21 protein-coding genes are annotated in these 23,560 nt (G+C 73.1%); 9 read left to right on the top strand and 12 right to left on the bottom strand.

Annotated features, from left to right (window positions below):
• Positions 1-43: 43 nt before the first annotated feature.
• The 5 genes from SACTE_RS08620 (at position 44) to SACTE_RS08600 (ending at position 7,343) form a co-directional block, all read left to right on the top strand.
• Positions 44-706 (top strand): isochorismatase family protein, encoded by a 663-nt coding sequence (locus tag SACTE_RS08620; RefSeq protein WP_014045649.1) that lies wholly within the window; start codon positions 44-46, stop codon positions 704-706.
• On the top strand, positions 703-2,655 hold the full coding sequence (locus SACTE_RS08615; protein ID WP_014045648.1) for a phenazine-specific anthranilate synthase component I: 1,953 nt from the start codon (positions 703-705) through the stop codon (positions 2,653-2,655). The genes SACTE_RS08620 and SACTE_RS08615 overlap by 4 nt, the downstream gene beginning before the upstream one ends.
• A 96-nt stretch (positions 2,656-2,751) precedes the next feature.
• Positions 2,752-3,774 (top strand): ketoacyl-ACP synthase III family protein, encoded by a 1,023-nt coding sequence (locus SACTE_RS08610; protein ID WP_014045647.1) that lies wholly within the window; start codon positions 2,752-2,754, stop codon positions 3,772-3,774.
• Between the two features lie 56 nt (positions 3,775-3,830).
• On the top strand, positions 3,831-4,925 hold the full coding sequence (locus SACTE_RS08605; RefSeq protein WP_014045646.1) for a 3-deoxy-7-phosphoheptulonate synthase: 1,095 nt from the start codon (positions 3,831-3,833) through the stop codon (positions 4,923-4,925).
• 69 nt (positions 4,926-4,994) lie between these two features.
• Positions 4,995-7,343: a non-ribosomal peptide synthetase gene (locus tag SACTE_RS08600; RefSeq protein WP_014045645.1), complete on the top strand. Its 2,349-nt coding sequence runs from the start codon at positions 4,995-4,997 to the stop codon at positions 7,341-7,343.
• A 262-nt stretch (positions 7,344-7,605) separates the two neighbouring features.
• On the opposite strand, the gene SACTE_RS08595 is transcribed toward SACTE_RS08600, so the two are convergent.
• The 4 genes from SACTE_RS08595 to SACTE_RS08580 form a co-directional block, all read right to left on the bottom strand.
• Positions 7,606-8,337 (bottom strand): alpha/beta hydrolase, encoded by a 732-nt coding sequence (locus SACTE_RS08595; protein ID WP_014045644.1) that lies wholly within the window; start codon positions 8,335-8,337, stop codon positions 7,606-7,608.
• A gap of 131 nt (positions 8,338-8,468) precedes the next feature.
• Positions 8,469-9,044 carry a YdeI/OmpD-associated family protein gene (locus tag SACTE_RS08590; protein WP_014045643.1) on the bottom strand — a complete coding sequence of 192 codons (576 nt, stop codon included), beginning with the start codon at positions 9,042-9,044 and terminating at the stop codon, positions 8,469-8,471.
• Between the two features lie 25 nt (positions 9,045-9,069).
• Complete coding sequence (locus SACTE_RS08585; RefSeq protein ID WP_014045642.1) at positions 9,070-10,248, bottom strand: 3-hydroxybenzoate 6-monooxygenase; 1,179 nt, start codon at positions 10,246-10,248, stop codon at positions 9,070-9,072.
• A gap of 97 nt (positions 10,249-10,345) precedes the next feature.
• Positions 10,346-11,800, bottom strand: coding sequence for an MFS transporter (locus SACTE_RS08580; RefSeq protein WP_014045641.1), 1,455 nt, complete (start codon positions 11,798-11,800; stop codon positions 10,346-10,348).
• Between the two features lie 64 nt (positions 11,801-11,864).
• Between SACTE_RS08580 and SACTE_RS08575 the strand changes: the two genes are divergently transcribed.
• Entirely contained in the window at positions 11,865-12,464 is a 600-nt protein-coding gene (locus SACTE_RS08575; RefSeq protein WP_014045640.1) for a CGNR zinc finger domain-containing protein, read from the top strand.
• Positions 12,465-12,475: 11 nt separating this feature from the next.
• Here the strand turns inward: SACTE_RS08575 and SACTE_RS08570 are convergent, their stop codons facing one another.
• From SACTE_RS08570 to SACTE_RS08535, 8 genes are all read right to left on the bottom strand, one after another.
• A complete protein-coding gene (locus tag SACTE_RS08570) occupies positions 12,476-13,621 on the bottom strand; it encodes an acyl-CoA dehydrogenase family protein (RefSeq protein WP_014045639.1) in 1,146 nt (381 codons plus the stop codon).
• 34 nt (positions 13,622-13,655) lie between these two features.
• Positions 13,656-15,350, bottom strand: a complete 1,695-nt coding sequence (locus SACTE_RS08565) for an AMP-binding protein (protein ID WP_014045638.1) — start codon at positions 15,348-15,350, stop codon at positions 13,656-13,658.
• The gene (locus SACTE_RS08560) at positions 15,347-16,363 is read right to left on the bottom strand and encodes a transketolase C-terminal domain-containing protein (protein WP_014045637.1); all 1,017 of its coding nucleotides are present in this window, start codon (positions 16,361-16,363) and stop codon (positions 15,347-15,349) included. Before SACTE_RS08560 ends, SACTE_RS08565 begins: the two co-directional genes overlap by 4 nt.
• A complete protein-coding gene (locus SACTE_RS08555) occupies positions 16,360-17,271 on the bottom strand; it encodes a transketolase (protein ID WP_014045636.1) in 912 nt (303 codons plus the stop codon). The genes SACTE_RS08560 and SACTE_RS08555 overlap by 4 nt, the downstream gene beginning before the upstream one ends.
• Before the next feature lie 54 nt (positions 17,272-17,325).
• A complete protein-coding gene (gene argC, locus SACTE_RS08550; protein WP_014045635.1) occupies positions 17,326-18,351 on the bottom strand; it encodes an N-acetyl-gamma-glutamyl-phosphate reductase in 1,026 nt (341 codons plus the stop codon).
• Complete coding sequence (locus SACTE_RS08545; protein ID WP_014045634.1) at positions 18,348-19,211, bottom strand: RimK family alpha-L-glutamate ligase; 864 nt, start codon at positions 19,209-19,211, stop codon at positions 18,348-18,350. Before SACTE_RS08545 ends, argC begins: the two co-directional genes overlap by 4 nt.
• A 47-nt stretch (positions 19,212-19,258) precedes the next feature.
• A complete protein-coding gene (locus SACTE_RS08540; protein WP_014045633.1) occupies positions 19,259-19,441 on the bottom strand; it encodes a lysine biosynthesis protein LysW in 183 nt (60 codons plus the stop codon).
• Between the two features lie 150 nt (positions 19,442-19,591).
• Entirely contained in the window at positions 19,592-20,515 is a 924-nt protein-coding gene (locus SACTE_RS08535; RefSeq protein WP_014045632.1) for a LysR substrate-binding domain-containing protein, read from the bottom strand.
• Positions 20,516-20,771: 256 nt separating this feature from the next.
• Between SACTE_RS08535 and SACTE_RS08530 the strand changes: the two genes are divergently transcribed.
• Genes SACTE_RS08530 through SACTE_RS08520 form a run of 3 tightly spaced genes read left to right on the top strand, consistent with a single transcriptional unit; the run spans position 20,772 to position 23,557 of the window.
• Entirely contained in the window at positions 20,772-21,662 is an 891-nt protein-coding gene (locus tag SACTE_RS08530) for a family 3 encapsulin nanocompartment shell protein (RefSeq protein ID WP_014045631.1), read from the top strand.
• 30 nt (positions 21,663-21,692) lie between these two features.
• Entirely contained in the window at positions 21,693-22,790 is a 1,098-nt protein-coding gene (locus SACTE_RS08525; protein ID WP_014045630.1) for a sulfotransferase, read from the top strand.
• Positions 22,787-23,557 (top strand): SDR family oxidoreductase, encoded by a 771-nt coding sequence (locus SACTE_RS08520; protein ID WP_014045629.1) that lies wholly within the window; start codon positions 22,787-22,789, stop codon positions 23,555-23,557. The genes SACTE_RS08525 and SACTE_RS08520 overlap by 4 nt, the downstream gene beginning before the upstream one ends.
• The last annotated feature ends 3 nt before the right edge of the window (positions 23,558-23,560 follow it).

The raw sequence follows: 23,560 nt of genomic DNA, 5'->3' as shown, positions 1-23,560 counted from the left end.
CGGGCCGGTCCGGCCGGCCCCCGTACCCGACCCTGGAGTGACCATGGCCATCCCGCTCATCGACCCCTATCCCATGCCGACGGAGGACGAGCTCCCCCGCAACACCGCACCGTGGACCGTCGACCCGGCCCGTGCCGTGCTCCTCGTCCACGATCTCCAGAACTACTTCCTGCGCCCCTTCGGCCACGGCGGCCCGGACACCGGACAGCAGCCGCTGACCGATCTCCTCGACCACGCCGAGGCCCTGCGCGACGCCTTCGCGGCAGCCGGCGCGCCCGTGGTCTACACCGCGCAGCCCGGCGGCATGGACGACGCGCAGCGCGGCCTGCTCAAGGACTTCTGGGGCGCCGGGATGAGCGCCGACGAGGAGCACCGGGCCATACCCGAGCGGATCGCCCCCGGCCCCGGTCAGCAGGTCTTCACCAAATGGCGCCCCAGCGCCTTCTGCCGCACCGAGCTGCTCGGCCTGCTGCGCCGGACCGGCCGCGACCAGCTGGTGATCTGCGGGGTGTACGCCCACGTCGGCATCCTGATGACCGCCCACGAGGGCTTCTCCAACGACATCCAGACCTTCGTGGTGAGCGACGCGATCGCGGACTTCTCACCCGTACGGCACCGGGAGACGCTGGACTACGTCGCCTCCCGCTGCTCGGTCACCCTGCCCACCCGCGCCGTGCTGGCCGCCATGGACGGCGGACGGTCATGACGGCCCACCCGCTGCTGGAGCGCATCATCGGCGCCGACCCGCCGCCCTTCGCGCTGCTGCACCGGCCCGGGGGCACCGGCGCCGACCGGATCGATCTGCTGACCGGCCGGGTGGAAGCCCGCGAACTGATCGCGGACATCCCGCTCACACCTCCGGACGGGACGGCGGGGGAACGGCACGAGGTACTGGCCCTGCTGCCCTACCGGCAGATCCGCGAGCGCGGCTTCGCCTACCCCGACGACGGGGCCCCGCTGCTCACCCTGACCGTGGACGACCAGGCGGTGCTGCCCCTGGCCGAAGTGCTCGGCCGGCTGCCCGACGTGCCCATCGACATGGACGAGGGCCGCTTCGACGCCGACGACGAGGAGTACGCCGAGCGGGTCCGGCGGGTGCTCGCCGAGGAGATCGGGCGGGGCGCCGGGGCCAACTTCGTCCTCAGGCGCTCGTTCACGGCACGGATCGAGGGCTGGTCCGCACGGACCGCTCTGTCGTTCTTCCGCCGACTGGCCGGCCGGGCCCCGGGCAGCTACTGGTGCTTCGTCGTGCACACCGGGGACCGCACCTTCGTGGGCGCCTCGCCGGAGCGCCACGTGAGCCTGGACGCCGGGCGGATCGTCATGAACCCGATCAGCGGGACGTACCGCTATCCGGCGGGCGGCCCCGATCTGGACGAGGTGCTCGCCTTCCTCGCCGACCCCAAGGAGGCCAACGAGCTGTACATGGTCCTGGACGAGGAACTCAAGATGACCGGCCGGGTCTGCGACCTGGGCGGCCGGGTCACCGGGCCGTTCCTGAAGGAGATGGACCGGCTCGCCCACACCGAGTACCTCATCGAGGGGCAGAGCTCGCTGGACGTGCGGGAGATCCTGCGCGAGACGCTGCTCGCGCCGACCGTCACCGGCGGCCCGCTGGAAAGCGCCTGCGAGGTGATCAGCCGTCACGAACCCGAAGGCCGGGGCTACTACGCCGGTGTCGCGGCGCTCATCGGCCGGGACGCGGCGGGCGCCCGCCGGATGGACTCGGCCATCCTCATCCGCACCGCCGAGATCGACGGAACGGGCCGGGTGCGCATACCGGTCGGAGCCACTCTGGTGCGCGACTCCGATCCGGCGGCCGAGGCCGCGGAGACCCGTGCCAAGGCGGCGGGGCTGATCGAGGCGCTGCGGACGCCGGCGGGCGGGCGGCCGGCCTCGGCTCCCGGGCTGCCGCCTCCGGTCGCCGGGCACCCGGCGGTACGCGCGGCCCTGTCCGCCCGCAACCGGCCGCTGGCCGGCTTCTGGTTCCGGGAGCCGGGCGAACGGGCCCGGCCCAGGCCCGCGATGGCAGGCCGCCGGGTCCTGGTCATCGACGCCGAGGACACCTTCACCGCCATGGCACGCCACCTGCTCCAGGCGCAGGGCCCCCGCGTCGACGTACGCCGCTACGACGAGGACGTCCGACTCGGCGCCTACGACCTGGTCATCGTCGGGCCCGGGCCGGGCGACCCCAGGGAGGCCGGCGATCCCAAGATCGCCCGGTTGCGGGCGCTGACCTCCCGACTCCTGCGCGACGGGGTCCCGTTCCTCTCGGTCTGTCTCGGGCACCAGGTGCTCAGCACGCTGCTGGGCCTTCCCCTCGTCCGCCGCCCGGTGCCCAGCCAGGGGGTGCAGCGCACGATCGACTGCTTCGGCCGCAGCGAACCCGTCGGCTTCTACAACACCTTCGCCGCCCACAGCCCCCAGGACCTGATCGACTGCGCCGGCCGGGACGGGATGGTCCGGGTCTTCCGGGAGGCGGACGGTGAGGTGCACGCCCTGCGCGGGCCGGGCTTCGCCTCGGTGCAGTTCCACCCCGCGTCGGTGCTGACACGACGCGGCCCGGAGCTGCTCGGTGAACTGCTGTCCGACCTGCTCGGAGAGGTAACGAGCCCTTATGGGCCGCGCGTTGTCCCGAACGCGATACCGGCATAGCGTTTTTGGTGGTAGCCGACCCTGGTCCCGGCCAGGGCGCGAGCCTCGCCCTTACGGCCGATTCCCCGCCGTCCCGCCCATGGAAGGAACCGCCTGATGCGCTTCGACAACATCTGGATCGCCGGCACCGGAGGCACGCTCGGCGCGTTCGAGCCGGTGGCCGCGGCGGTTGCCGACGGCCGGTACTCCGCCGACGCCGCCGAGAGCTCCGCGATGGTCAGCTACGCGCGGTCCGACCAGGCACCGCCCGAAATGGCGGTGACCGCGGGCCGACAGGCCGTCAAGGAGGCCGAGGAGAGGGGCGTGCGGGTCGACGGGAACACCGCACTGCTGCACAGCCACGGTCACTTCCAGGGCATCGACCTCTGGCCGGCCGCCTGCTGGATCGCCGGAGAACTCCTCGGACCGCAACTCGACTCCATGCCGACCACGGTCAACGCCTGGTCGAACGGCTCCCTGGCCGCCCTCGACGTCGCGGCCTCCACCCTGATGGCCCGGCCCGACGTCCCGTCCGCCCTCATCACACTGGCCGACCGCTTCGCGCCGCCCACCGATCGCTTCCACACCTCGCCCGGCATGGTCTTCGGCGACGGCGCCGCGGCCGGAGTCGTCTCGCGCGACACCGGACGGCTGCGACTGCGCTCGCTGGTGAGCCGGACCGACACGGTGCTGGAGGGGCTCTCCCGGGGGACCGAGCCCTTCCGCACCGCGCCCGAGGGGCAGCCGGACATGCGCCGCAGGACGCGCGAGTTCCTCGCCTCGGGGGAAGTCTCGCTGAAGGACGTGCACACCCGCACCGCCGACTGCACCCGACGCGTGGTCGGCCAGGCCCTCGACGAGGCCGGCATCACCGCCGACGACGTCGACTGGTTCCTGACCCCCTTCGTCGGCCGGACCCTGTACCGGGAGAGCTTCGTACGCCCCCTCGGCATCACCCCGCGCAACACCGTGCACGAACTCGGCCTGACCATCGGCCACCTCGGGCCCTGCGACCAGATGTACGGCCTCGACCACCTGCTCAGGAACAACCTGCCGGCCACCGGCGACCGGATCCTCGTGATCGGCACCGGCATGGGCTTCACCTTCTCCGCGGCCGTCCTCACCGCCGACGGCGTCTGAGCCCTCCGGCCCGCGCCACCCACCGCATCCATCGCCCCAGGAAACGGACCACGTCCATGAGCCCTTCCCGTACCGCGATCGTCGCGCCGCAGCCCCTGACCGCCCCGGCGCCCGCACCCCCACGGCTGCCGACCCCGGACGCGCTCCGGGCGCAGATACCGATGTCCGCCCTCGCCAAGAAGACCACTGCGCTGGCCCGCCGCGACATCGCCCGGGTCCTCTCGGGCCGCGACGACCGCATGGTCGTCATCGCCGGACCGTGCTCGGTGCACGACCCGGACGCCGCGCTCAGCTACGCCGAACGCCTGTCCGCGCTCGCCGCCGAGACCCGGGACCGGCTGATCGTGGTCATGCGGGTGTACGTGGAGAAGCCGCGTACCCGGGTCGGCTGGAAGGGGCTGCTCAGCGACCCCCGCCTGGACGGCTCGCACGACCTGCCCAGCGGGCTCGGGCTCGCCCGGGGCCTCATGACCCAGATCGCCGGAAGCGGGCTGCCGGTGGCCTGCGAGTTCCTCGACCCGCTCGTCCCGCACTACCTGGCCGACGCCGTCGCCTGGGGGGCGATCGGGGCCCGCACCGTGCAGAGCCAGGTGCACCGCCAGCTCTCCAGCGGCCTCGCCATGCCGATCGGCTTCAAGAACACGACCGACGGAGGCGTCCGGGACGCCGTGGACGCCGTCGTCTCCGCATCCGGCACCCACGTCTACCCGGGCATCGACGGTGACGGCCGGGCGGCCGTCGTCGCCACCCGGGGCAACCCGGACGGCCATGTCGTGCTGCGCGGCGGCTCCGACGGTCCCAACTACGGTCCCGCACAGGTCGCGGCCGCGCTGGAGGAGCTGGCCGCCGCCGGCCTCCCGCAGCGGCTCGTCGTGGACGCCAGCCACGGCAACAGCAACAAGGACCACGAGCAGCAGCCGGTCGTCGTGGCCGACATCGCACGGCGGGTCGCGGCCGGTGAGGAGGCGGTCGCCGGCGTCATGATCGAGAGCTTCCTGACGGCCGGCCGCCAGGAACTGCGGCTCGGCCGCACCGACCGGCTCGTCCACGGCCAGAGCGTCACCGACGCCTGCGTGGACTGGGCGACGACCGCCGACATGGCCGGTGAACTGGCCGCGGCGGTCGGCGCCCGCCGGTCGGCCGCGGCCTGAGGGCCGCCCGCCCCCCGGCCCGCGCACTTCCACCCAGACGAAGCAGTATCCGAGAGAGGAACCCATGCCGTGGCTGTCACCACGAGTTCGTCCCTGCCCCTGGCCCGAGTCCTGGACGGGGTCCGTACCGGCGCACTGCACCGGCGCACCCTCGCCGTGCCCGACGGCTTCGCCGAGCGGCCCGAGGCGTACGCGACGGCCGCCCTGGCCGCGCTCGTGCACCGCTACACCGGAGAGACCGACCTGCTGATAGGCCGCCGGCGCCGGCCGGACCTCACCGAGCCGCTCGCCCTCCGCGTGGACGGCCGGACCACCGCGGACGAGCTGCTGCGCGCCGTGTCCGACGCCCCCGCGGCCGCGGAGGGAGGCACCGGACGGCCGGCGCACGCCGTGGTCGACACCACGGGGGCCGTCTCCCGGGCGCTCGCCGCACTGACCCTTTCGGCGGTCGGGGGCGCCCTGGAACTCGCCCTGGACCGCGACGAGTTCGACGCCGACGCGGCCGACCAGTACGCCCGCCACCTGGAGCGGGTCCTCGCCGCGCTGGCGGCCGGGCCGAGCGGCACCGTGCGGGACATCGCCCTGCTCACCGACGAGGAGCTGCACCGCACCCTGGTGGAGTGGAACGACACCGAGGGACCGGTGGGCCCGGCCTACTTCCACGAGCTGGTCGCCCGGACCGCGCGGCGCACCCCCGACGCGCTGGCGGTGATCCTGCCCGGCTCCCGGCTGACCTACCGCCAGCTCGACGACCAGGCCAACCAGCTCGCCCACCGGCTCACCGCCCGTGGCGTGCGGCCCGGCGACCGGGTCGGCGTCTGCTTCCCGCGCGGCGCCGAGAGCCTGATCGCCCAGCTGGCCTGCTTCAAGCTGGCCTGCGCGGCGATCCTGCTGGACAGCGACTTCCCGGCCGACCGCATCCGCTACATGATCGAGGACGCCTCGGCCGCCGTCGTCCTCACCCTGTCCGCCCACGAGGACAAGGTCAGCGGGCTCGCCCCGGTGATCCCGCTCGACACCGAGGACTGGTGGACCGAGCCGGTCACGGAGGTCGGCGAGCCCGTCCAGGCGGACGACCTGATCCACATCTGCTACACCTCCGGGTCCACCGGTGCGCCCAAGGCGGTCATGGTGCGCTTCGGCGCCGCTCGCAACCTGATCCACAGCATGGCCGAACTGTGCGGCACGACCAGCGACTCCCAGGGCACCTGGCTGGCGGCTCCCGGCTACGGGATGATCGAGGTCGAGTGCTTCCCGGTGCTCGCCCGCGGCGGCACCGTGCACATCCCCGACGTGTCGGTGGTCTCCTCCGAGCACCGCCTCCAGGAGTGGTTCCTGCGCGAGGGCATCACCACCGCCCTGCTGATGAAGCCGATGGCCGAACGGCTGTGGCGCCTGGAGTGGCCCGAGGACACCCCGCTGGAGAACATCCGCGTCTGCGGCGAGCGCATCCAGTCCTGGCCCCCGGCCGGCCTCCCGTTCCGGCTGATCAACCTCTACGGGTCCGCCGAGGCCACCGTCGTCGCCAGCTGCGACATCACCGAACTCGGCGAGCGGCTCGGTGAGCGCGGCCGGGTCCGCCGGCTGCCGCCGATCGGCCGCCCCACCACCAACGTCACCACCTACGTGCTCGACGAGGAGCTGCGCCCGCTGCCGCCGGGCCTCGTAGGTGAGCTGTGCATCGCCGGCGTCAGCCTCTCGGCCGGCTACCTGGGCCGCCCGGAGGCCACCGCCGAGAAGTGGATCGACAACCCCGTCGACCCCGGCCGCCACCCCGTCATGTACCGCACCGGAGACCTGGCGAGGTACTGGCCGGACGGCAGCATCGAGATCGTCGGCCGGACCGACAACCAGGTCAAGGTCCGCGGCAACCGGGTCCATCTCGGCGAGATCGAGGTGGTGCTGACCACGCTGCCGGGCGTCAGCCAGGCCGCGGTGCTGGCCCGCCAGGACAGTCAGGGTGACGTCCAGCTCACCGCCTACATCGAACCGGGCCTCGACCCCGCCCCTTCGGTGCGCGACGTCCGCCGCGGCCTCTCCCAACGGCTGCCGTCCTTCATGGTGCCGACCGTCTACGTCATCGGCGGGCTGCCCACCAGCACCAACGGCAAGATCGACCGGGCCGCGCTGCCCGAGCCGCCGCGGTCGCGCCCCGCGCTGGACACCCCCTACCAGGCTCCCGCCGGGGAGCTGGAGACCTCGCTGCTCGGGCTGTGGACCGAGGTCCTGGAACTGGACGGAGCGGGCGTGCACGACAACTTCTTCGAGCTGGGCGGGGATTCGCTGCGGGCGGCCAGGCTGACCGAACTGGTCCGGGAGCGGTGCGCGGTGGACCTCGAGATCGTCGACCTCTTCGACGAGCCGACCGTCGCCAAGATGGCGGAACTCGTGGCGGACCGGGCCCCGGCCGCCGCCTGACAGGAGCCCCCGTACAGGCTTCCGGCCCGCCGAGCGACACTCGGCGGGCCGGAGGCGTGGCGGGTGGGTTGCGCGCGGGGCGGGAAGCGGAGCACGGCGTGTGCGCGGTCGCCGCGCGGGTCCGGCGACCCTCGCGAACCGGCCGGTCCCACGGCGGGAAGCGGACCGGACGGTGGCGCAGGGCGTGCTCCGGTGCCCCCGTCGGCGGACGGCCGCCGACCGTGTCGGCTCCGACGGGGGCGGCCCGGTACGGGCGATCAGGTCATGCGGCGGCCGGCGGCTCCTCCTCCAGCCAGCCGTCGAGCGCCTCCATGAAGGCCGCGTGACGGCCGTACCAGGTGAGGTGTCCGGCCCCGTCGACGGACCGGACCCGGATGCCCCGGGCCTCCAGCGACTCGACCGCGTCCGGCGTGACGAAGCGGCTGGGCTCGGGGCGGATCATCAGGGACGGGACGTGCGTCGGCGGGGCGAAATCCCTGCCCGCCACCGATCCGAACAGCCCCACGGTGGTCGCGACGTCGAACTGCTCCGCCGCGCGGGCCTCGACGGCCCGGTCCCGCTGCTGCCAGCCGGTCTCCTTGCGGTCGAGGGCGTCGAGCGTGCGGCCGGCCTTCGCCTTGGTGTACACGCCGGTGAGCGACTGCGCGTCCACGCCGCCGCGGCTCGGGCCGAAGGGGGTGTCCACGTACACCACCCGCCGAGGGGCCAGCCGGTCCAGGGCGGTCGCCAGGACGAAGGCCCCCATCGAGTGACCGACGGCGAGTGCCGGAGCGGCCGGCACGGCGTCGAGCAGGGAGTCGACGAAGCCGTCCAGCCCGGCGTCCGGGGCGGCGGGGGAGAGCCCGTGGCCGGGCAGGTCCACGGCCACCACCCGGTATCCGCGGGCAGCCAGCGCGGGGCCGACCTCCCACCAGCACTCGGAACTGCTCAGCATTCCGTGGACGAGCACCGCGACCCGATCGCCCGTGCCCCAACGGCGTATGTGAAGTGTCATGCCGGAAGAATAGTGACCGGAATTCCCGCTCTCCGGCGCCCGCGAGGACGGTCCCTTATGGAAACGAGAAGCCGCCGCCCGGTGGGGGCGGCGGCTTCTCGTTGTCCGGCTTCTCGTCCGGCTCGGAACCCTCAGCGGCCGGCGGCCTCCAGCCGTTCCATGATCTTGGCGAGCTGGGCGGTCCGGTTGCGCTCACCGGCGGCCTTGAGGAGCGGCAGCATCAGGCCGTAGCGGGCGGTCCGGTCGAGCCGCTCGAACCGCTCGGCGGCGACCGGCCGTTCGCTCAGCGCCGCCGCCAGGTCCTCGGGCACCTCGGCCAGGGCCTGGGACTCGTAGGCGGCGGCCCACCGCCCGTCGGCCTGTGCGAGCCGGATCTCCACGAGGCCGGGCTCGCGCATCCGCCCGGACTCGATCAACGCCTCGACCTTGCGGATGTTGACCATCGACCACACGCTGCGAGGCCGCCGCGGGGTGAGCTTCTGCAGAAAGAAGTCCTCGTCCAGGGATTTTCTCTGACCCGGAATCCAGCCGTAGCACAAGGCCACATCGAGGGCCTGCTGGGAATTCACCGACGGAATGCCGGAACCCTTCTTGGCGATCTTCATCCACACGCCTGCCTTTTCCGTGTGGTGCTTTTCGAGCCATCTCTCCAGTTCCTCCTCACCGGAGAAGTGAATGACTTCGGCATCGTCGTGCTTGGCAGCCATAGGGGGCCCTTGCTTTCCGTGAGCGTCAAAGGGTGCTGAAATCGGTGGCGCCGTGCAGCCAGGACACCACATCGTGCAGGTCGTCCGCCGAGTGTCCGGCGAGGAGCGTGTTGCGTGCGGCGGCACGCCCTCGGGCCGGGTGGTAGAGCTCGCTGCCCATCCAGCGGGCGGTGAGCGTGGTCCGGGCGGTGCGCTCGCGCCGTACACCGTTGTACTTCTCCAGGCGCTGCGGCACGTCGGCCGGGTCGCAGCGCAGCACGGTGCCGAGGGTCACCGCGTCCTCCAGGGCCATGCAGGCCCCCTGGGCCGCGTACTGCAGCATCGGGTGGGCGGCGTCGCCGGCCAGCGCCACCCGGCCGTCCACCCACGTCTCGACCGGGTCGCGGTCGCACAGGACCCAGACCCGCCAGTCCCGGCCCAGTTCCAGCAACCGGCGTGCCGAGTCGTCCAGGCCGGCGAACTCCGACAGGACGTGGTCGCGGGTCGCGGGGGTCCCGGTGATCTCGGTGTCGGCGCCGTCGTCGCGGGTGGCGGCCAGGTTGAGGTAGTCGCCGCCACCGATCGGATAGTGCACGAAGTGCCGGCCCGGGCCCGCCCACAGGGTCACGGACCGGGTCCTGAGCTCCTCGGGGACCTCGGACATCGGGATGACGGAGCGATAGATGGTGTGGCCGGAGATCCGCGGCGGACCGTCGCCGACCAGTTGCTCACGCACGGCCGAGCGCAGGCCGTCCGCGCCGATCAGTACCTCGGCCCGGAAGCGGTCGCCGGCGGCGGTCGACACGGTCACGTGACCGCCCGACTGCTCGTAGCCGGTGACCCGTTGTCCGCCGATGAGCTCCACACCCGCGTCCCGGCAGCCGTCGAGCAGCGCCCGGTGCAGGTCGGCGCGGTGCACCACCGCGTACGGGTTGCCGAACCGGGCCCGGTAGCCGCCGGTCAGCGGCATGGCCGCCACCTGTTCTCCCGACACGCCGTCCATGAACCGGAGTTCGTCGATGAAGTCGGCGCGTCCGGCCACGGCGTCGCGCACGCCCAGGGCGGCCAGGGCGTGGAAGGCGTTGGGCGCCAGCTGGATACCGGCCCCGATCTCGGCGAATTGGGGACGGCCCTCCAGGACGGTCACCCGGTGCCCACTGCGGGCCTGGCCCAACGCGGCCGCCAGCCCGCCGATGCCGCCGCCCGCGACGAGTATGTGAGTCATGGCGCGTACCTTTCCTCTCCGCATGCGTGCAGGGATGGTGCGGCGGCCGGCCCCGGGGGAGAGGGCCGGCCGCGCGCGGGGGACGGCGGCGGTCCGGCTAGACGGCCGGAGCCGACGCCTCGGCGGGGACGCCGGCGCCGTCCGCGGACGTGGCCGGGGCGCTCCCCTCCTGGGCACGCGGCGCCGTGCCGCGCAGGCCCAGGAGGGACACCGCGACGATGCCGGCGGACAGCGCGCCGGTGAACCAGAACGCGGCCTGGAAGCCCCCGATCGGGATGGCCCGGACGGCACCGTGGGCGATGCCCGCGACGGCCACACCGAGGGCGAGGCAGAGGCCGACGCCGAGCTGGCGGCTGGAGTTGTACAGACCGGACGCGAGCCCCATCTGCGGCCCGCTGACCCCGCTGGTCGCGGCGACGGCCGTGGTGATCATCATGACCGTCACCCCCAGGCCGAGCAGGACACCGCCGGGAAGGACCACCAGCAGGTACGAACTGCCGGCCGTGACCTGGGCGAGCAGCACCGAGCCCGCGGTCAGGACGACACCGCCGATGGCCAGGGTTCTGGGCGCGCCCAGCTTCTCGGTGAGCCGGATGACCGGCACGCTGGCGAGGAACACCACGAACGCCTGCGGGAAGAAGGCGAGTCCGGTCCTGACGTCGGAGTAGCCGAGCACCTGCTGGAGGTACAGGGTGATGAAGAAGGTCGACACCGACATCACGCCGCCCGACAGGAACGCGATGCCGTTCCCGGAGGAGAGACTGCGGTTGCGGAAGATCGACAGCGGTACCAGCGGTGCCGGGACCCGGGTCTGCACCACGAGGAAGGCGAGCAGGAGCGCGACGCCGGCGGTCAGGGAGACGATGACGGTCCTCGCGCCCCAGCCCTCGTCGGAGGCGACGGTCAGGCCGTAGCTGAACGCGCACATCGCCGAGGTGACCAGGATCGCCCCGGGCACGTCGAGGCGGGTCGCGCGGGTGCTGTGGTGGTCCGCGGTGAGCCGGCGGGCGGCCAGGGCCACCAGGACGACACCGACCGGGAGGTTGACCAGCATCACCGCGCGCCAGCTGATGTACTCGGTGAGCAGGCCGCCTGCCGCGACGCCGCCGGAGAAGCCGGCCGAGGAGACCGCGCCGAAGACGCCCATCGCCTTCACGCGTTCCTTGCCCTCCGGGAAGCCGGCGGCGATGAGGGCCAGTACGGCGGGGGAGACCGCGGCGGCCGCCAGGCCCTGAAGGGCGCGTGCGGCGATCAGGACGAACGGCTCGGTGGCGAGACCGCCGAGCAGCGAGGCCAGGGTGAACACGGACAGCCCGGCCACGAAGAGCCGCTTGCGGCCCACGGCGTCACCGGCCCGGCCGCCGAGCAGCAGGAAGCCGCCGTAGAAGAGCGCGTACGCACCCACGACCCACTGCAGTCCGCTGTCGGTGAAGCCGAGGTCCCGCTGCATGCCGCCGAGCGCGACGTTCACGATGGCGAAGTCGAGGGCGAGCATGAACTGCGCGGAGCACAGCAGCAGGAGAGGCGGTCGCCCGACGGTGTTGTCGGCCATGGGAATCCTTCCGGGGGGTGGAGATGGATACCGGTCACAGCAAGTGGCCGGTAGTGTCTGCGTCATGACGGGAAAAAGGCGGGTGCGGCAGCCCGGGGACCGCGAGGTGGCGCCCGGGCGGCTGGCCCTGGTGCAGTCCTTCGTCAACAGCGTCAACGTCGAGTTCGGACCGGATGAGTTCGCGACGACCGGGGGGTTCACGCGCTGGCTTGAGGCCTACGGCCCGCCCGGCGCAGCGACCGGAGTCACCGAGGCCGACCGCAGACGCGCGGTCGTACTGCGTGAGGCCCTGCGGGCGCTGCTGCGGGAGAACAACGGCGGCCCCCGCGACCCGGAGGCCCGCGCGGTGGTCGAACGTGTCGCCGGGCGCTGCCCGCTGGTCCTCGGTTTCGACGAGTCCGGCACGGCCGGGCTGCGACCGGTCGGTGAAGGGGCGCAGGGCCTGTTCGGGCAGGTCCTGGCCGTCGTCGTCGAGGCGAGCGGGGACGGCAGCTGGCAGCGGCTGAAGTCCTGTCACGACCACCGTTGCGCCTGGGCCTTCTACGACCGCGCCCGCAACCTGTCCGGTCGCTGGTGCTCCATGGCGGTGTGCGGGACCCGCTCCAAGATGCAGGCGTACCGGCAGGGGCTCAAGGTTTCCGCGTCCGGCCCGGTCGCGGACTGAGCGGCCGGTGCTCACGGCGCGTACTCCTTGCCGAGGACGAGTCGGGCCACGGTGATCTTGGTGGCCGCGGCCGTCCCGTCCGCGAGCTGGAGGCCGATGACGTCCCGCAGCCGCTGGGCTATCGGGCCGTCCTCGCTCCACCCCAGGTGTCCCATGGTCAGCAGCGCCTGGTGGGTGGCCTCGACAGCCGCCTTGGGCGCCCACCACTTCGCCATGTTCGACGGGATGCGGGGGTCCTCGCCGCGATCCGCCCGGCACAGCGCCTCGTAGGCGACCAGACGCGCCGCGTGCAGCAGGGTGGTGTGCTCCACGAGGGGGAACGACACCGACTGGAACTGTCCGAGGGGCCGCCCGAAGGCGGTCCGCCGCGCGGCGTGTGCGTAGGCCTCCTCCAGGGCGGCGTCGCCCACCGCGACCGCCATCAGCGCGATCAGCGCCCGGGAGACACCGAAGCCGCGCATCACCGCGGCGAAACCGCCGCCGGGCTCGCCCACCAGGTCACGGGGGCCGACCCGCAGACCGTCGAGGACGATCCGGCCGCGCCCGCCGGCCCTGCAGCCGAGGTCGGTCAGCTGCTCCCGGCGCACCCGGGCGTCGTCCAGTGCGACGTAGAAGGCGCTGATGCCACGGGCCCCCTCCCCGCCGGTGCGGGCGAAGACCAGGCCGTGGGTGGCGTGCGCCGCGATCATGATGGAGGTCTTCTCACCGGTGAGCAGCCAGCCGTCGCCGTCCGGCCGCGCCTCCATCCGGATGCCCGCCGCGTCCGTGCCGTGGTCGGGCTCCGTCAGCGCGAGGGCGACCACGGCGTCACCGCGGGCGATCGGCGGAAGCCAGGCCGCCCGTTGCTCCGGATCGCCGTTGTCGGCCAGGACCCCGCCGATCAGAGCGGCGTTGAGCACCGGGAAGCACACCGAGAGATCGGCCGCCGCCAGCTGCTCCAGCGCGATGCCCGCACTCACGGCGTCCAGCCCCAGCCCGCCGTACTCCTCGGGAATCCGCAGCGCGAACAGGTCCGCCGCCGCCATGTCCGGGAACAGACCCGGACGGTACGTGCCGCCGCGGTCCTGCTCCCGGCGGTACGGAGCGATTCGTTCGGCCGCGAACGCGCCGACGCGCGCCGCCAGTTCGTCCTGCGAGGGGGTGAACGTGAAGTCCATGGAGCTGTGTTTCCTTCTCTCGGTGTCCCAGGCGTCAGTTCGAGGGGGCGGAGGCGTGCAGCAGCTCGCGCAGGGCGAACTTCTGTACCTTTCCGGAGGGGGTGCGCGGCAGCGCCGGCAGCAGTTCCACCCGCTCCGGCCAGTACGTCCGGGCCATGCCGAGCCCGGCGAGGTGGTCCCGCAGCTCGGGCACGCCGAGGGCCGGGCCGGTGGTGACCAGGAAGGCGCAGGCGCGTTCGCCGAGCCGTGCGTCCGGGTAGCCGACCACCGCGACGTCCTTGACCGCCGGGTGCCTGAGGAGCGCGCCCTCCACCTCGACGACCGGGATGTTCTCGGCGCCGCGCACGATCATGTCCTTGACCCGGCCGGCGATGCGGATGCCGCCGTGCCCGTCGTCCCGGGCCAGGTCGCCGGTGTCGAACCACCCGTCGGCGGTCACCGAGGCGTCGTACACCTCCTGCCGCCGGAAGTAGCCCAGGCACTGCGTGGCGCCCCGGACCTGGAGCCGTCCGACCTCTCCGGCCGGCACCGCGCGCCGGTCGCGGCCGATGATACGGACCTCCATGCCCGGGACTGCGGTGCCGTCGCTCCCGGCCGCCCGCAGCGGCGGCTGCTGCGGGCGGGTGACGGTCACGCAGCCGTTCTCCGTCATGCCCCACAGGGCGTACACCCGGCAGCCGAGCACCGTGTCGGCGTCCTCCACGAGCAGCGGCGCTATCGGCGCGCTGCCGGTCGCGAAGCTGCGCAGCGCCGACAGGTCGTGGGGGGTACGGCGCTGCGCGTCGATCAGGTCGGAGAGGAAGGTGGGCGCGCCCATGAAGAAGGTCACCCGCCGCGCCTGGAGGATGTGCAGCATCCGCTGCGCGTCCCACCGGTCCACCTGGACCGCGGTGGCGCCGAGCAGCATCGGCATCACGAAGTTCCAGGTGAAGCCCGCCTGGTGGGTGGTGGGCGAGCCCATGGCGGTGACTTCGTCGCCGCCGAGTCCGAGGACATCGGCCTGGGCCCGGTTCATCGCGTACAGGGTGTTGTGGCTGTGGACGACGCCCTTCGGCTCTCCGGTGGTGCCGGAGGTGAACATGATCTGGGCGGGGTCGTCCGGCCCCGCCTCCAGACCGTCGAGCGAGGCGAGCAGCTCCGGGTCGGGTTCGGGGGCGTAGAGGTCGCGGGTGAAGTCCAGGGCGCCGCCGGGGTGCCCGCCGTCCCCGCCGAGCAGCACCCGGTGGCGCAGGGTGGGCACGGCGTCGGCGACCTCGGCGCTCATCCCGGCGTAGGAGAAGCCCCGGACCTCGGCAGCGGCGATGTAGACCGGGCTGGCGGTGAGCCGGGTCATGAACTCCACCTCGCGGCGGCGCATGGTCGGTACCACCGGGCCGGCGACCGCGCCGATCCGGGCGGACGCCAGGCAGAGCGCCACCAGCTCCCACGAGTTGGGCAGTTGCAGGGTCACCACGTCACCGCGCCGCACACCGAGCCGGAGCAGCCCGGCGGCGAGCCGGTCGACCCGGCGGGCGAGCTCGGCGTAGCTCACGGTCCGGGCCTCGGCGCCCGAGTAGCAGACCAGGGCGGGCCTGTCGGGACGGAGCCGCGCCCAGCGGCGCAGGTCGTGCAGGATCGTCTCGTCACGCCACCAGCCGGCCGCGCGCCACGTGCCGGCGAGGTCCGTGGAGTCCGCGGGGCCTTGTGCCGCCGCCGGGGCGTACGCCTCGTACGGTGCTGTCGTGCTCATCGGGTGCCTCCCTGGGAGGTGCCGAGCGCCCTGCGGGCGCTCTCGGCGACGGACCGGGCGCTGACACCGGCCCGTTCGAGGAGCAGGCGCTGGCCGCCTGCGACCGGGACGAAGGCGTCCGGCATCGCGATCCGGTGGACCTGGACGGGCCGTCGCGCGCTGAGCTCCTCGGCGACCGCCGAGCCGAACCCGCCGGCCGCCCAGTGCTCCTCCACCGTGATCACCGTCCGCTGGTCGCCCAGGGCCTCCAGCAGGGCCGGGGTGTCGAGTGGTTTCACGGTGTGCAGGTGCAGCACGTTGGCCGACACACCGTCCGCGGCCAGGAGTTCCGCCGCCTCCAGGGCCGCGAGCACCGGGTAGGGCCCGCAGGCGGCCAGGGTGATGTCCGTGCCGCGGCGGAGTATCTGGGCCTCGCCGAGCCGCACCGGCCCGGCGCCGGCCGGCAGGGCGGGGGTGGCGCCGCGGCCGAGACGGAAGTAGACCGGCCCGCCCGAGGCGAGCGCCTGGCGCAGCAGCTCCGCGGTCTGGGCGGCGTCACCGGGCACCACCACGGTCATGCGGGGCAGTACCCGCATCGACGCGAGGTCCTCCAGGGCGTGGTGCGTGGGGCCGAGGTGGCCCGCCGACACACCCGAGTGGGTGGCCGCGATCAGCACCGGCAGGCCGCCGAGCGCGATGTCCAGCTTCACGGCCTCCAGGGCCCGGGACGCGGCGAACGCCGCCATGGTGTTGACCACCGGGATCCGGCCCTCGCGGGCCAGCCCGGCGGCGGCGCCCATCAGTGTGTGCTCGGCTATGCCGAGGTTGAGGTAGCGCTCGCGACCGCCCCGGAAGTCGACGCCGGAGAACAGGCCGGTGTCGCTGTCCAGGACGACCAGCCGGTCCTCGGCGGGCAGCAGCCCGGCGATCGTGTCGCGGTAGACCTCGCGGGCGGAGCGGTCGGTCCCGGCGGGTGCGGCGGGGCGGGTGGAGGGCCGGGTGCCGGCCGGTGCGGTGGCGGCGGCCGTGGTCATCGGCGGGCCTCCGCATCGGCGCGCAGCGCCTTCAGGAGCGCCAGCTGCTGCCGCCGGCCGAGCCGTGCGTAGTGGCTGCGGGCCTGCCCTTCGATCGGGGCGACGCCCTTGCCCTTGACGGTATGGGCGATCAGGACCGTGGGCCGGTGCGGATCGGGGGCCAGGGACAGTGCCTCGGTGAGCGCGCCGGTGTCGTGGCCGTCGGCCTCCAGGACCCGCCAGCCGAACGCCCGCCAGCGGTCGGCCAGCGGTTCCAGGGCGCCGACCGCCTCGGTCGCTCCGCTGATCTGCAGGCCGTTGCGGTCGACGATCGCGGTGAGGCGGCCGAGGCGCTGGGCGGAGGCGACCGAGGCCGCCTCCCACACGGAACCCTCCTGGAGCTCGCCGTCGCCCATGACGACGAAGCAGCGGCGGTCGGACCGCTCCAGCCGGTGCGCCAGGGCGTGCCCGGTGCCGACGGCCAGCCCGTGGCCCAGGGAGCCGGAGGGCATCTCCACACCCGGGATCCCGGGATGCGGGTGGGCCGTGAAGTGGCTGCCCGGCCTGGCGTACCCGTCGAGCTCCGAGGCCGGGAAGTAGCCGGCCTCGCAGAGCGTCGCGAACAGGCCGATGCCGCCGTGCCCCTTGCTGAGCAGCAGTACGTCGCGCTCGGGCAGGCCCGGGAAGCCGGGATCATGGCGCAGGACACGGAAGTAGAGCACGGCGAGGATCTCCACCAGGGACATCGAGCCGCCCAGGTGGCCGCCCTCGGGGCTCGCGCACATCGTCACGATGTGCTCCCTGATCCGCGTGGTCACCTCGGACAGGTCTTCCGCTCCGCGGGAGACGCCCTCGGAAGGGCCGACGGGTCGGTCGGCGGTCGATGGGGCCGGCGGCGGGGTGCCGCGCAGCAGGGGAGGGCTGCTCATGCCTGGTCCTTTCGGCGGGTGCGGTAGGCGGGGGCGCACGGTGTGCGGGAGGTGTCAGTTGGGGTGCAGGCCGGTGAACTCCAGTCCGAGCGCCTCCGGTTCGCCGAACCGCACGTTCATGCACTGCACGGCGTTGCCCGCGCCGCCCTTGACGAGGTTGTCCAGAGCCGCGATCACGGTGACGGTCGAGGCGCCGCGGTCCAGCGCGAAGCCGACGTCGCAGAAGTTGGAACCGGAGAGGATCTTGGCGTCGGGGAAGCGGTGCATCCCGCGCCGGGCGGCGACGATCCGGACGAAGGGCTCGTCCGCGTAGGCGGTCCGGTAGGTGGAGCGGACGGCGCGTTCGTCCACCCCTTCGGCCAGCGGCGCCCGGCACAGCAGCTGCACTCCCCGGACCGCCTCGACACCGGTGGCCGTCATCCGCACGGTGTGCCCGGTCGCCTGGGCGATCTCGGCCTCGTGCCGGTGCCGGGTGGGGGCGAACACCCTGAGCGCGCCGCTGCGTTCGGCGTGCAGGTTCTCCGAGCCGGCCTTGGCGCCGGAGCCGCTGGACCCGGTGCGGGCGTCCACCGTGATGTCGCCCCGGATCAGTCCGTCGCGGGCGAGAGGGACCAGTGAGAGGATGCCGGCGGTGGCCATGCAGCCGGGTACGGAGATCCGGTCGGCGGTGCGCAGCCGCTCCCGGTGCAGCTCGGGGATTCCCTGGACGAAGGTGCCGAGCAGGCCGGGCGCCTCGTGGGGGGTGCCGTAGTAGTCCTGGTAGACGTCGGTGTCCGGCAGCCGGAAGTCGCCGGACAGATCGATGACGACGCGTGCCGAGGCGAGGTACTCCGGCATCCGCTGCATGGTCTCCCGGTGCGGTGTGGCGAGGAACAGCACGTCGGAGCGCTCGAGTTGGTCGTAGGACGAGAACGTCAGCCGGGTACGGCCGCGCAGATTGGGATGGACGCTGTCCACCGGCCGCCCGCGCAGGGTGCGCGAGACGGCGTTGACGAGTTCCACCTGGGGGTGGCCGACCAGCAGGCGGAGCAGTTCGCCGCCGATGTAGCCGGCCGCGCCCACGACGGCAGCCCGGATCATGCCTGTGCCTCCTCGATCAGCAGGGCGGCGACGGCGTCCGCCACGTCGATGTCCGTACCGTGGCTCTGCTGGAGCCCCCGGAACTCCACCCGGTCGTTGACCTCCAGCACCGTCAGCCGGCCGTCCGGGTCCTGGAGCAGATCCACCCCCGCGATGTGCGCGCCGACGGTCTTTGCCGCGGCCACGGCCAGCTCCGTGAGCCCGGGATCGAGCGGGCAGCGCTCGCTGACCGCCCCGCGGGCGACGTTCGTGCGCCATTCGTCGCTTCTGCGGTACGTCGCCCCGACGGCCCGTCCGCCGACCACCAGGACTCTGATGTCCCGGTCGGCCTTGGCGACTTCGCGCTGGACGTAGACGATGTGTGACTGCGGGGACGGCAGCGCCGCCAGGTGTTCCAGGACTGCCGCGGCCATCGCCGGGCCGGTGACCCGGGTCACCAGGCGGCCCCAGGAACCGACGAGGGGCTTGATCACGGCGGGGTAGCCGAACTGCTCCAGGGCCGCCAGCGCCGCGTCAGGGGTCAGCGCGAGGCTGGTGTCGGGCGTCGGCACCCCACGGGCCACCAGCGCCGCGGAGGTCTGCCACTTGTCGCCGCACACCGCCGCGGCCGCCGCGGTGTTGAGCACCCTCGCCCCCGTCGACTCGAGCGCGCTCGCCGCGTACAGCGCCCGGTAGTGGCCGACCTCCCGGTTGAGCACGGTGCGCGGGCCGGTCCAAGGCGCTCCGGCCCGGACCGCCAGCGTGCGGGGGTCGATCTGCTCACATGCGACGCCGCGCCTCTCCAGCGCTGCCAGAATGCATTTCTCCTCGAAGCGGACGCGCGAGGCGAGAACGCCGAGCCGCAGTGTCGCGGAATTCATTTCCTTTTCTCCTTCCCGGTCCCAGGAACGGCTCCGCTGCTCGCCCTCTATTCGCCCCAGTCCTCCTCGACCTCGGGGGCGAGCACCAGTCGGGGCGGCTCCACCGATTCGACCTCCAGCTCGGTGCGGCACTCCGGGCACTCGACTATCTCGCCGACCCGGGCGTCGTTCTCCCAGGGAACCTCGGCGTCGCATTCGAGACACGTGGTGGCAAGCAGTGTCTGAGACATTGCATTTCCCCTACTCGTCGTTGCGGAAGTGGCTGAAACAAGATGGACTGTATCCCCGGATTTTCCTCCGTTCGGCCGGATTTCATCAGCGGCTCGAATGGGAGTGAACGCGAATGCTTATGCGCGATGGAATACGGGGGGCAGGTGCGCTCAGGCCGCCGATGCGCTCAGCACGGCCGGCTCGAAGCGGTCCGGGCCCGCCGGGTCGAGCGGGTAGCCCTGCAGGGCCCGCCGGAACGCCTTCTCCGCGGTCCGGGCGAAACCGGCGGGGGCGGAGCCGGGGGTCAGTGCCAGGGTGACCGGCAGGGGTGCCGGCGGCGCCGGGAGGTCCGGGCGCGCCGTGCGGGCCAGTCCCCACAGCTCGTCCCCGTTGGCGATCAGGCACGTCATGCCCAGTCCCGCCTTGGCGGCCGAGCGCAGACCGATCAGCTCCGGTCCCTCGTACGCGATCCGCCGGCGGATGCCCGCGCGGTCCAGGACCTCGCCGACCTCCTTGCGCAGCGTGCACGGGGCGGGGAACAGGGCCAGCGGGAGGGCGTCGTGCTCGCCGGTGGCGGGACGGCCGAACCAGGCCATGCGCATCCGGCCGAGCTCCAGGCCGTCCGGCCCCGGGTCCGGCGGGCCGGTCTGGAGCAGCAGGGCGGCATCGAGCTGGCCGGTACGCAACTGCTCGGCCAGCGCCTCGCTCGCCCCCGTCCGGACCCGCAACTGCACCTGGGGGAGCTCCCGGTTGATCCGGCGCAGGAACTCGGGAAGGACCTCGGCGAGCTGGCTGGTCACGCCGACCGAGAGCAGCACCTGGCCGACCTCGGGCACGAACCGGGCCACCGCCTCGTCGTTCAGCGCCACCATGCGGCGGGCGTACTCCAGGAGTTCCTCGCCCTGCGGGCTGAGCCGCATGTCCCGCCCCGTGGAGGCGAAGACCGGCCGCTTGATGAGGCCGCTCAGCTGGCGGATCTGCTGGCTCACCGCGGGCTGGGTGATGTGCAGAACCTCCGCAGCCCGCCGGAACCCGCCGTGCTCGACCACCGCCACCAATGCTCTGAGGCGATTTATCTGCAAGTCGTGACGCATTCTTCCACCCGTCTTCGGTCGAAATCATCCGGAGCTGGAAGCAGCCTAGAGTTGGCTGGTTACGTACGCCACGGCGCAGCTCATGCGATGCGTATGAGATCTTCATGTCCGGCAGGTGCAGATTTCCTGACGGCAAATCACGTGGGCTTATTCAGATCATAAACAAGCAGGCGTCGAATTCTTGTCCCCGGTGTCCGGATGCGGTCTAGTGTCAATCCTCATCCACGATCGTTCACGAGCTACCCAGGGAGAAAGCATGCTGGCAGCAGCCGCCTCTTCAGCAGTACAGCAGGGTGTACGGATACAGCTCGCCGACCCGGGTCTCGCCGAGCGCAGCCCCGGTGAGGAATTCGCCTGGTCGGTGCGCGGTACGGCGGCCGGCGAGGACCGTGCGGTGCCGTTCCGCGCCCATCTCCCGGCCGTTTTCCCGCTCTTCGCCACACGGCCCCGCTATGCCGTGCGGCATCTGCTCAAGACGGCGTCGGTCGCCGACGCCCCGGTGCCCTACGTGCACGAGCCGGCCGCGCACATCGCCGCCTCCGGAACCTCCTACCGGACCACTCCGGAAGGGTCGTTCACCTCCCGCGTGGAGTACGCGGAGCTCACCGACCTGAAGGTGCGGGTGCCGCTGCCCGAGGGGCTCCTCGACGAACCGGCGCTGCTCGCCTCGTTCGTCGACTACCGGGTCCTGGTCCGGCTGTCGGTGGTGGAGAACCAGACCCTGCTGCACGGCAGCGACGACAAGGCCGTCACCGGCCTCCTCGACCTTCCTGGCCTGCGCCGGGGCAGCCTCGGCGAGGACATCTACGCCTCCGTCACCCGGGCGGCCGCCGAGGTGGAGGAGACCGGCGGTTCCTGCGACGGCATCGTCGTCCACCCCTTCACCTACTGGGAGCTGGTGCGCGCGGGAGTGCTCGAACGGCTCGGCGCGGCCGGCATCACCGTCTCCCGCACCCGCATGATCCCCCGGGACCAGGTCCTGCTCGGGGACTTCCGGGCGGCCGTCACCCTGCTCGTGCCGGACGTCGCCTCGCTGACCCTGCTGCGCGGCCAGGGCCCCGACGGCGGAGACGTCGTCGAGGCGAGCAGCCGGATCGGTCTCGCCGTCCACCTGCCCCAGCACTTCCTGCTGCTGGCCCGGGACTGACCTCGGCGACAGCCGACGAAGGGAATCACCATGTCCGGCCCACCTGTCCGCGCCCTCTACATCACCGGTTGGATGCGCAGCGGAAGCACACTCCTCGGCAACATCCTCAACGAATTGCCCGGCGTACGGCACATCGGTGAACTCCACTTCCTGTGGAAGAACGGTGTGCTGGGCGCCGGAACCAACTCCACCTGCGGGTGCGGGCAGCCCTTGACGGCGTGCCCGCTGTGGTCCGACGCGCTCGCTGCCCTGCCCGCCCCGGCCGGTGCCGCCACCGCGCGCCGGATGCTGGCCCTGCAGCACACGCTGATGCGTACCCGGCACACCAGGGCCAGGCTCGCCGAGGCGCGCGGCACGGGGCCCGCGGCCGCCGGCGTCGGCGAGCTGCTCGACCGGTCGGCCTCCGTCTACCGGGAGGTGGCCGCCCGCGGCGGCGACCGCCTGGTGGTGGACGGCTCCAAGTGCCCGGCGGAGGCCGCGGCGCTGCTGGGCCGGGACGACCTCGACGTCAGGGTCCTGCACATCGTGCGTGATCCCCGGGCCACCGCCCTGTCCTACCGCAGCGCGAAGGAGTACATCGACCCGATGTCCCCCTCCCGCTCCAGCGGGTACTGGACGGCCTTCAACCTCGCCTCGGAACGCGTCGGCGCGGCAGCGGGCGACCGCTACCTGCGGATCCGCCACGAGGACCTGTCCGCACGGCCCCGCGGGACGGTGGCCGAGGTGCTGCGCTTCGCCGGCCTGGACGACGAGGTGCCGGTCGACGGGGCCGGCCGTGTCCCGCTCGGCGTCAACCACACCGTGACCGGCAATCCGGACCGGCTGCGGCGGGGGGTGACGCGGATCCGCCCCGACGACCGGTGGCGCACCGAGCTCTCCGCCGCCGACATCGCGGCGGCCACCCTGCCCGCACTGCCGTTGCTGGGCCGGTACGGCTACCCGGTGGCGCCGGCACGCCCGGCCGGCGGCGGGGGCACACCCTCCCGCCGGGCGGCCCCCGCGGACCGGGCTCCGGCCGCGGCCGTGGATCCCGCCCCGCCTCCCGGCGGCGGCACACGCACCGCGGCGCGCCTCGACAGGCGCTACGAGCGCCCGTCGGCCCCGCTCTGGCCGGGTGAACTCAGGTGAACCTCCAACTGGCCGGAAGGGTCGCGCTCGTGGCGGCCTCCACCAGCGGCATCGGGCTCGCCGTGGCCCGGGTGCTCGCCGAGGAAGGCGCCGATGTGTCCATCTGCGGCCGTGATGCCGGTCGGCTCGCCGCGGCCCACGAGGAGGTGGACGCCTGCGGCCCCGGCCGCGTACGGAGCCAGGTGGTCGACCTGCGCGACGAGGACGCCGCCGCCGGATGGGTACGGCGGACGGCCGAGGAACTGGGCGGGCTGCACGTCCTCGTCACCAACTCCCCGGGGGTGCCCTTCGGCCCTGTACAGGACTTCGAGGTCGCCCAGTACCGGCAGGCGGTCGACGACAACCTGCTGCCGCACGTCTCGCTGTCGCTGGCCGCCGCACCGTATCTGCGGCAGGCCGGCTGGGGCCGGATCGTCATGATCACCTCCGAGTCGGTGCGCCAACCCCATCCGGGCAGCGGGCTGTCCTCCGTGGCCAGGCTCGGCGTCCTCGGTTTCGCCAAGGGGCTCGTCGACGCCTTCGGCCCGGCCGGGGTGACGGTCAACGTCCTGGCACCCGGTTTCCACCGCACCCCGATCCTCGACGTCCAGTACGGCGACCGGGTCGAGGAGCGGCTCGCCGAGGTCGCGGCCGGACTGCCGCTCGGCCGGATCGGCCGGGCCGAGGACCTGGGGGCCCTGGTCGCCTTCCTCGCCAGCGAACAGGCCGGCTTCGTCACCGGCAGCGTGCTGGTGGCCGACGGAGGCAACACCCGCGGCATCGGCTGACAC

This window comes from Streptomyces sp. SirexAA-E, assembly GCF_000177195.2.
GTDB lineage: Bacteria > Actinomycetota > Actinomycetes > Streptomycetales > Streptomycetaceae > Streptomyces > Streptomyces flavovirens.
Note: the sequence above shows the minus strand (reverse complement) of the source record. Positions and strands in the feature narration are given on the sequence as shown.

Bases quoted from the DNA above. Each gene is read 5' to 3' on its own strand.
- SACTE_RS08540 (WP_014045633.1), bottom strand. From the start codon at position 19,441: ATGTCTCAGACACTGCTTGCCACCACGTGTCTCGAATGCGACGCCGAG.
- SACTE_RS08590 (WP_014045643.1), bottom strand. From the start codon at position 9,044: ATGGCTGCCAAGCACGACGATGCCGAAGTCATTCACTTCTCCGGTGAG.
- SACTE_RS08620 (WP_014045649.1), top strand. From the start codon at position 44: ATGGCCATCCCGCTCATCGACCCCTATCCCATGCCGACGGAGGACGAG.
- SACTE_RS08595 (WP_014045644.1), bottom strand. From the start codon at position 8,337: ATGACACTTCACATACGCCGTTGGGGCACGGGCGATCGGGTCGCGGTG.
- SACTE_RS08615 (WP_014045648.1), top strand. From the start codon at position 703: ATGACGGCCCACCCGCTGCTGGAGCGCATCATCGGCGCCGACCCGCCG.
- SACTE_RS08560 (WP_014045637.1), bottom strand. From the start codon at position 16,363: ATGACCACGGCCGCCGCCACCGCACCGGCCGGCACCCGGCCCTCCACC.
- SACTE_RS08530 (WP_014045631.1), top strand. From the start codon at position 20,772: ATGCTGGCAGCAGCCGCCTCTTCAGCAGTACAGCAGGGTGTACGGATA.
- SACTE_RS08565 (WP_014045638.1), bottom strand. From the start codon at position 15,350: ATGAGCACGACAGCACCGTACGAGGCGTACGCCCCGGCGGCGGCACAA.
- SACTE_RS08570 (WP_014045639.1), bottom strand. From the start codon at position 13,621: ATGGACTTCACGTTCACCCCCTCGCAGGACGAACTGGCGGCGCGCGTC.
- SACTE_RS08545 (WP_014045634.1), bottom strand. From the start codon at position 19,211: ATGAATTCCGCGACACTGCGGCTCGGCGTTCTCGCCTCGCGCGTCCGC.
- argC (WP_014045635.1), bottom strand. From the start codon at position 18,351: ATGATCCGGGCTGCCGTCGTGGGCGCGGCCGGCTACATCGGCGGCGAA.
- SACTE_RS08605 (WP_014045646.1), top strand. From the start codon at position 3,831: ATGAGCCCTTCCCGTACCGCGATCGTCGCGCCGCAGCCCCTGACCGCC.
- SACTE_RS08535 (WP_014045632.1), bottom strand. From the start codon at position 20,515: ATGCGTCACGACTTGCAGATAAATCGCCTCAGAGCATTGGTGGCGGTG.
- SACTE_RS08525 (WP_014045630.1), top strand. From the start codon at position 21,693: ATGTCCGGCCCACCTGTCCGCGCCCTCTACATCACCGGTTGGATGCGC.
- SACTE_RS08610 (WP_014045647.1), top strand. From the start codon at position 2,752: ATGCGCTTCGACAACATCTGGATCGCCGGCACCGGAGGCACGCTCGGC.
- SACTE_RS08585 (WP_014045642.1), bottom strand. From the start codon at position 10,248: ATGACTCACATACTCGTCGCGGGCGGCGGCATCGGCGGGCTGGCGGCC.
- SACTE_RS08555 (WP_014045636.1), bottom strand. From the start codon at position 17,271: ATGAGCAGCCCTCCCCTGCTGCGCGGCACCCCGCCGCCGGCCCCATCG.
- SACTE_RS08580 (WP_014045641.1), bottom strand. From the start codon at position 11,800: ATGGCCGACAACACCGTCGGGCGACCGCCTCTCCTGCTGCTGTGCTCC.
- SACTE_RS08575 (WP_014045640.1), top strand. From the start codon at position 11,865: ATGACGGGAAAAAGGCGGGTGCGGCAGCCCGGGGACCGCGAGGTGGCG.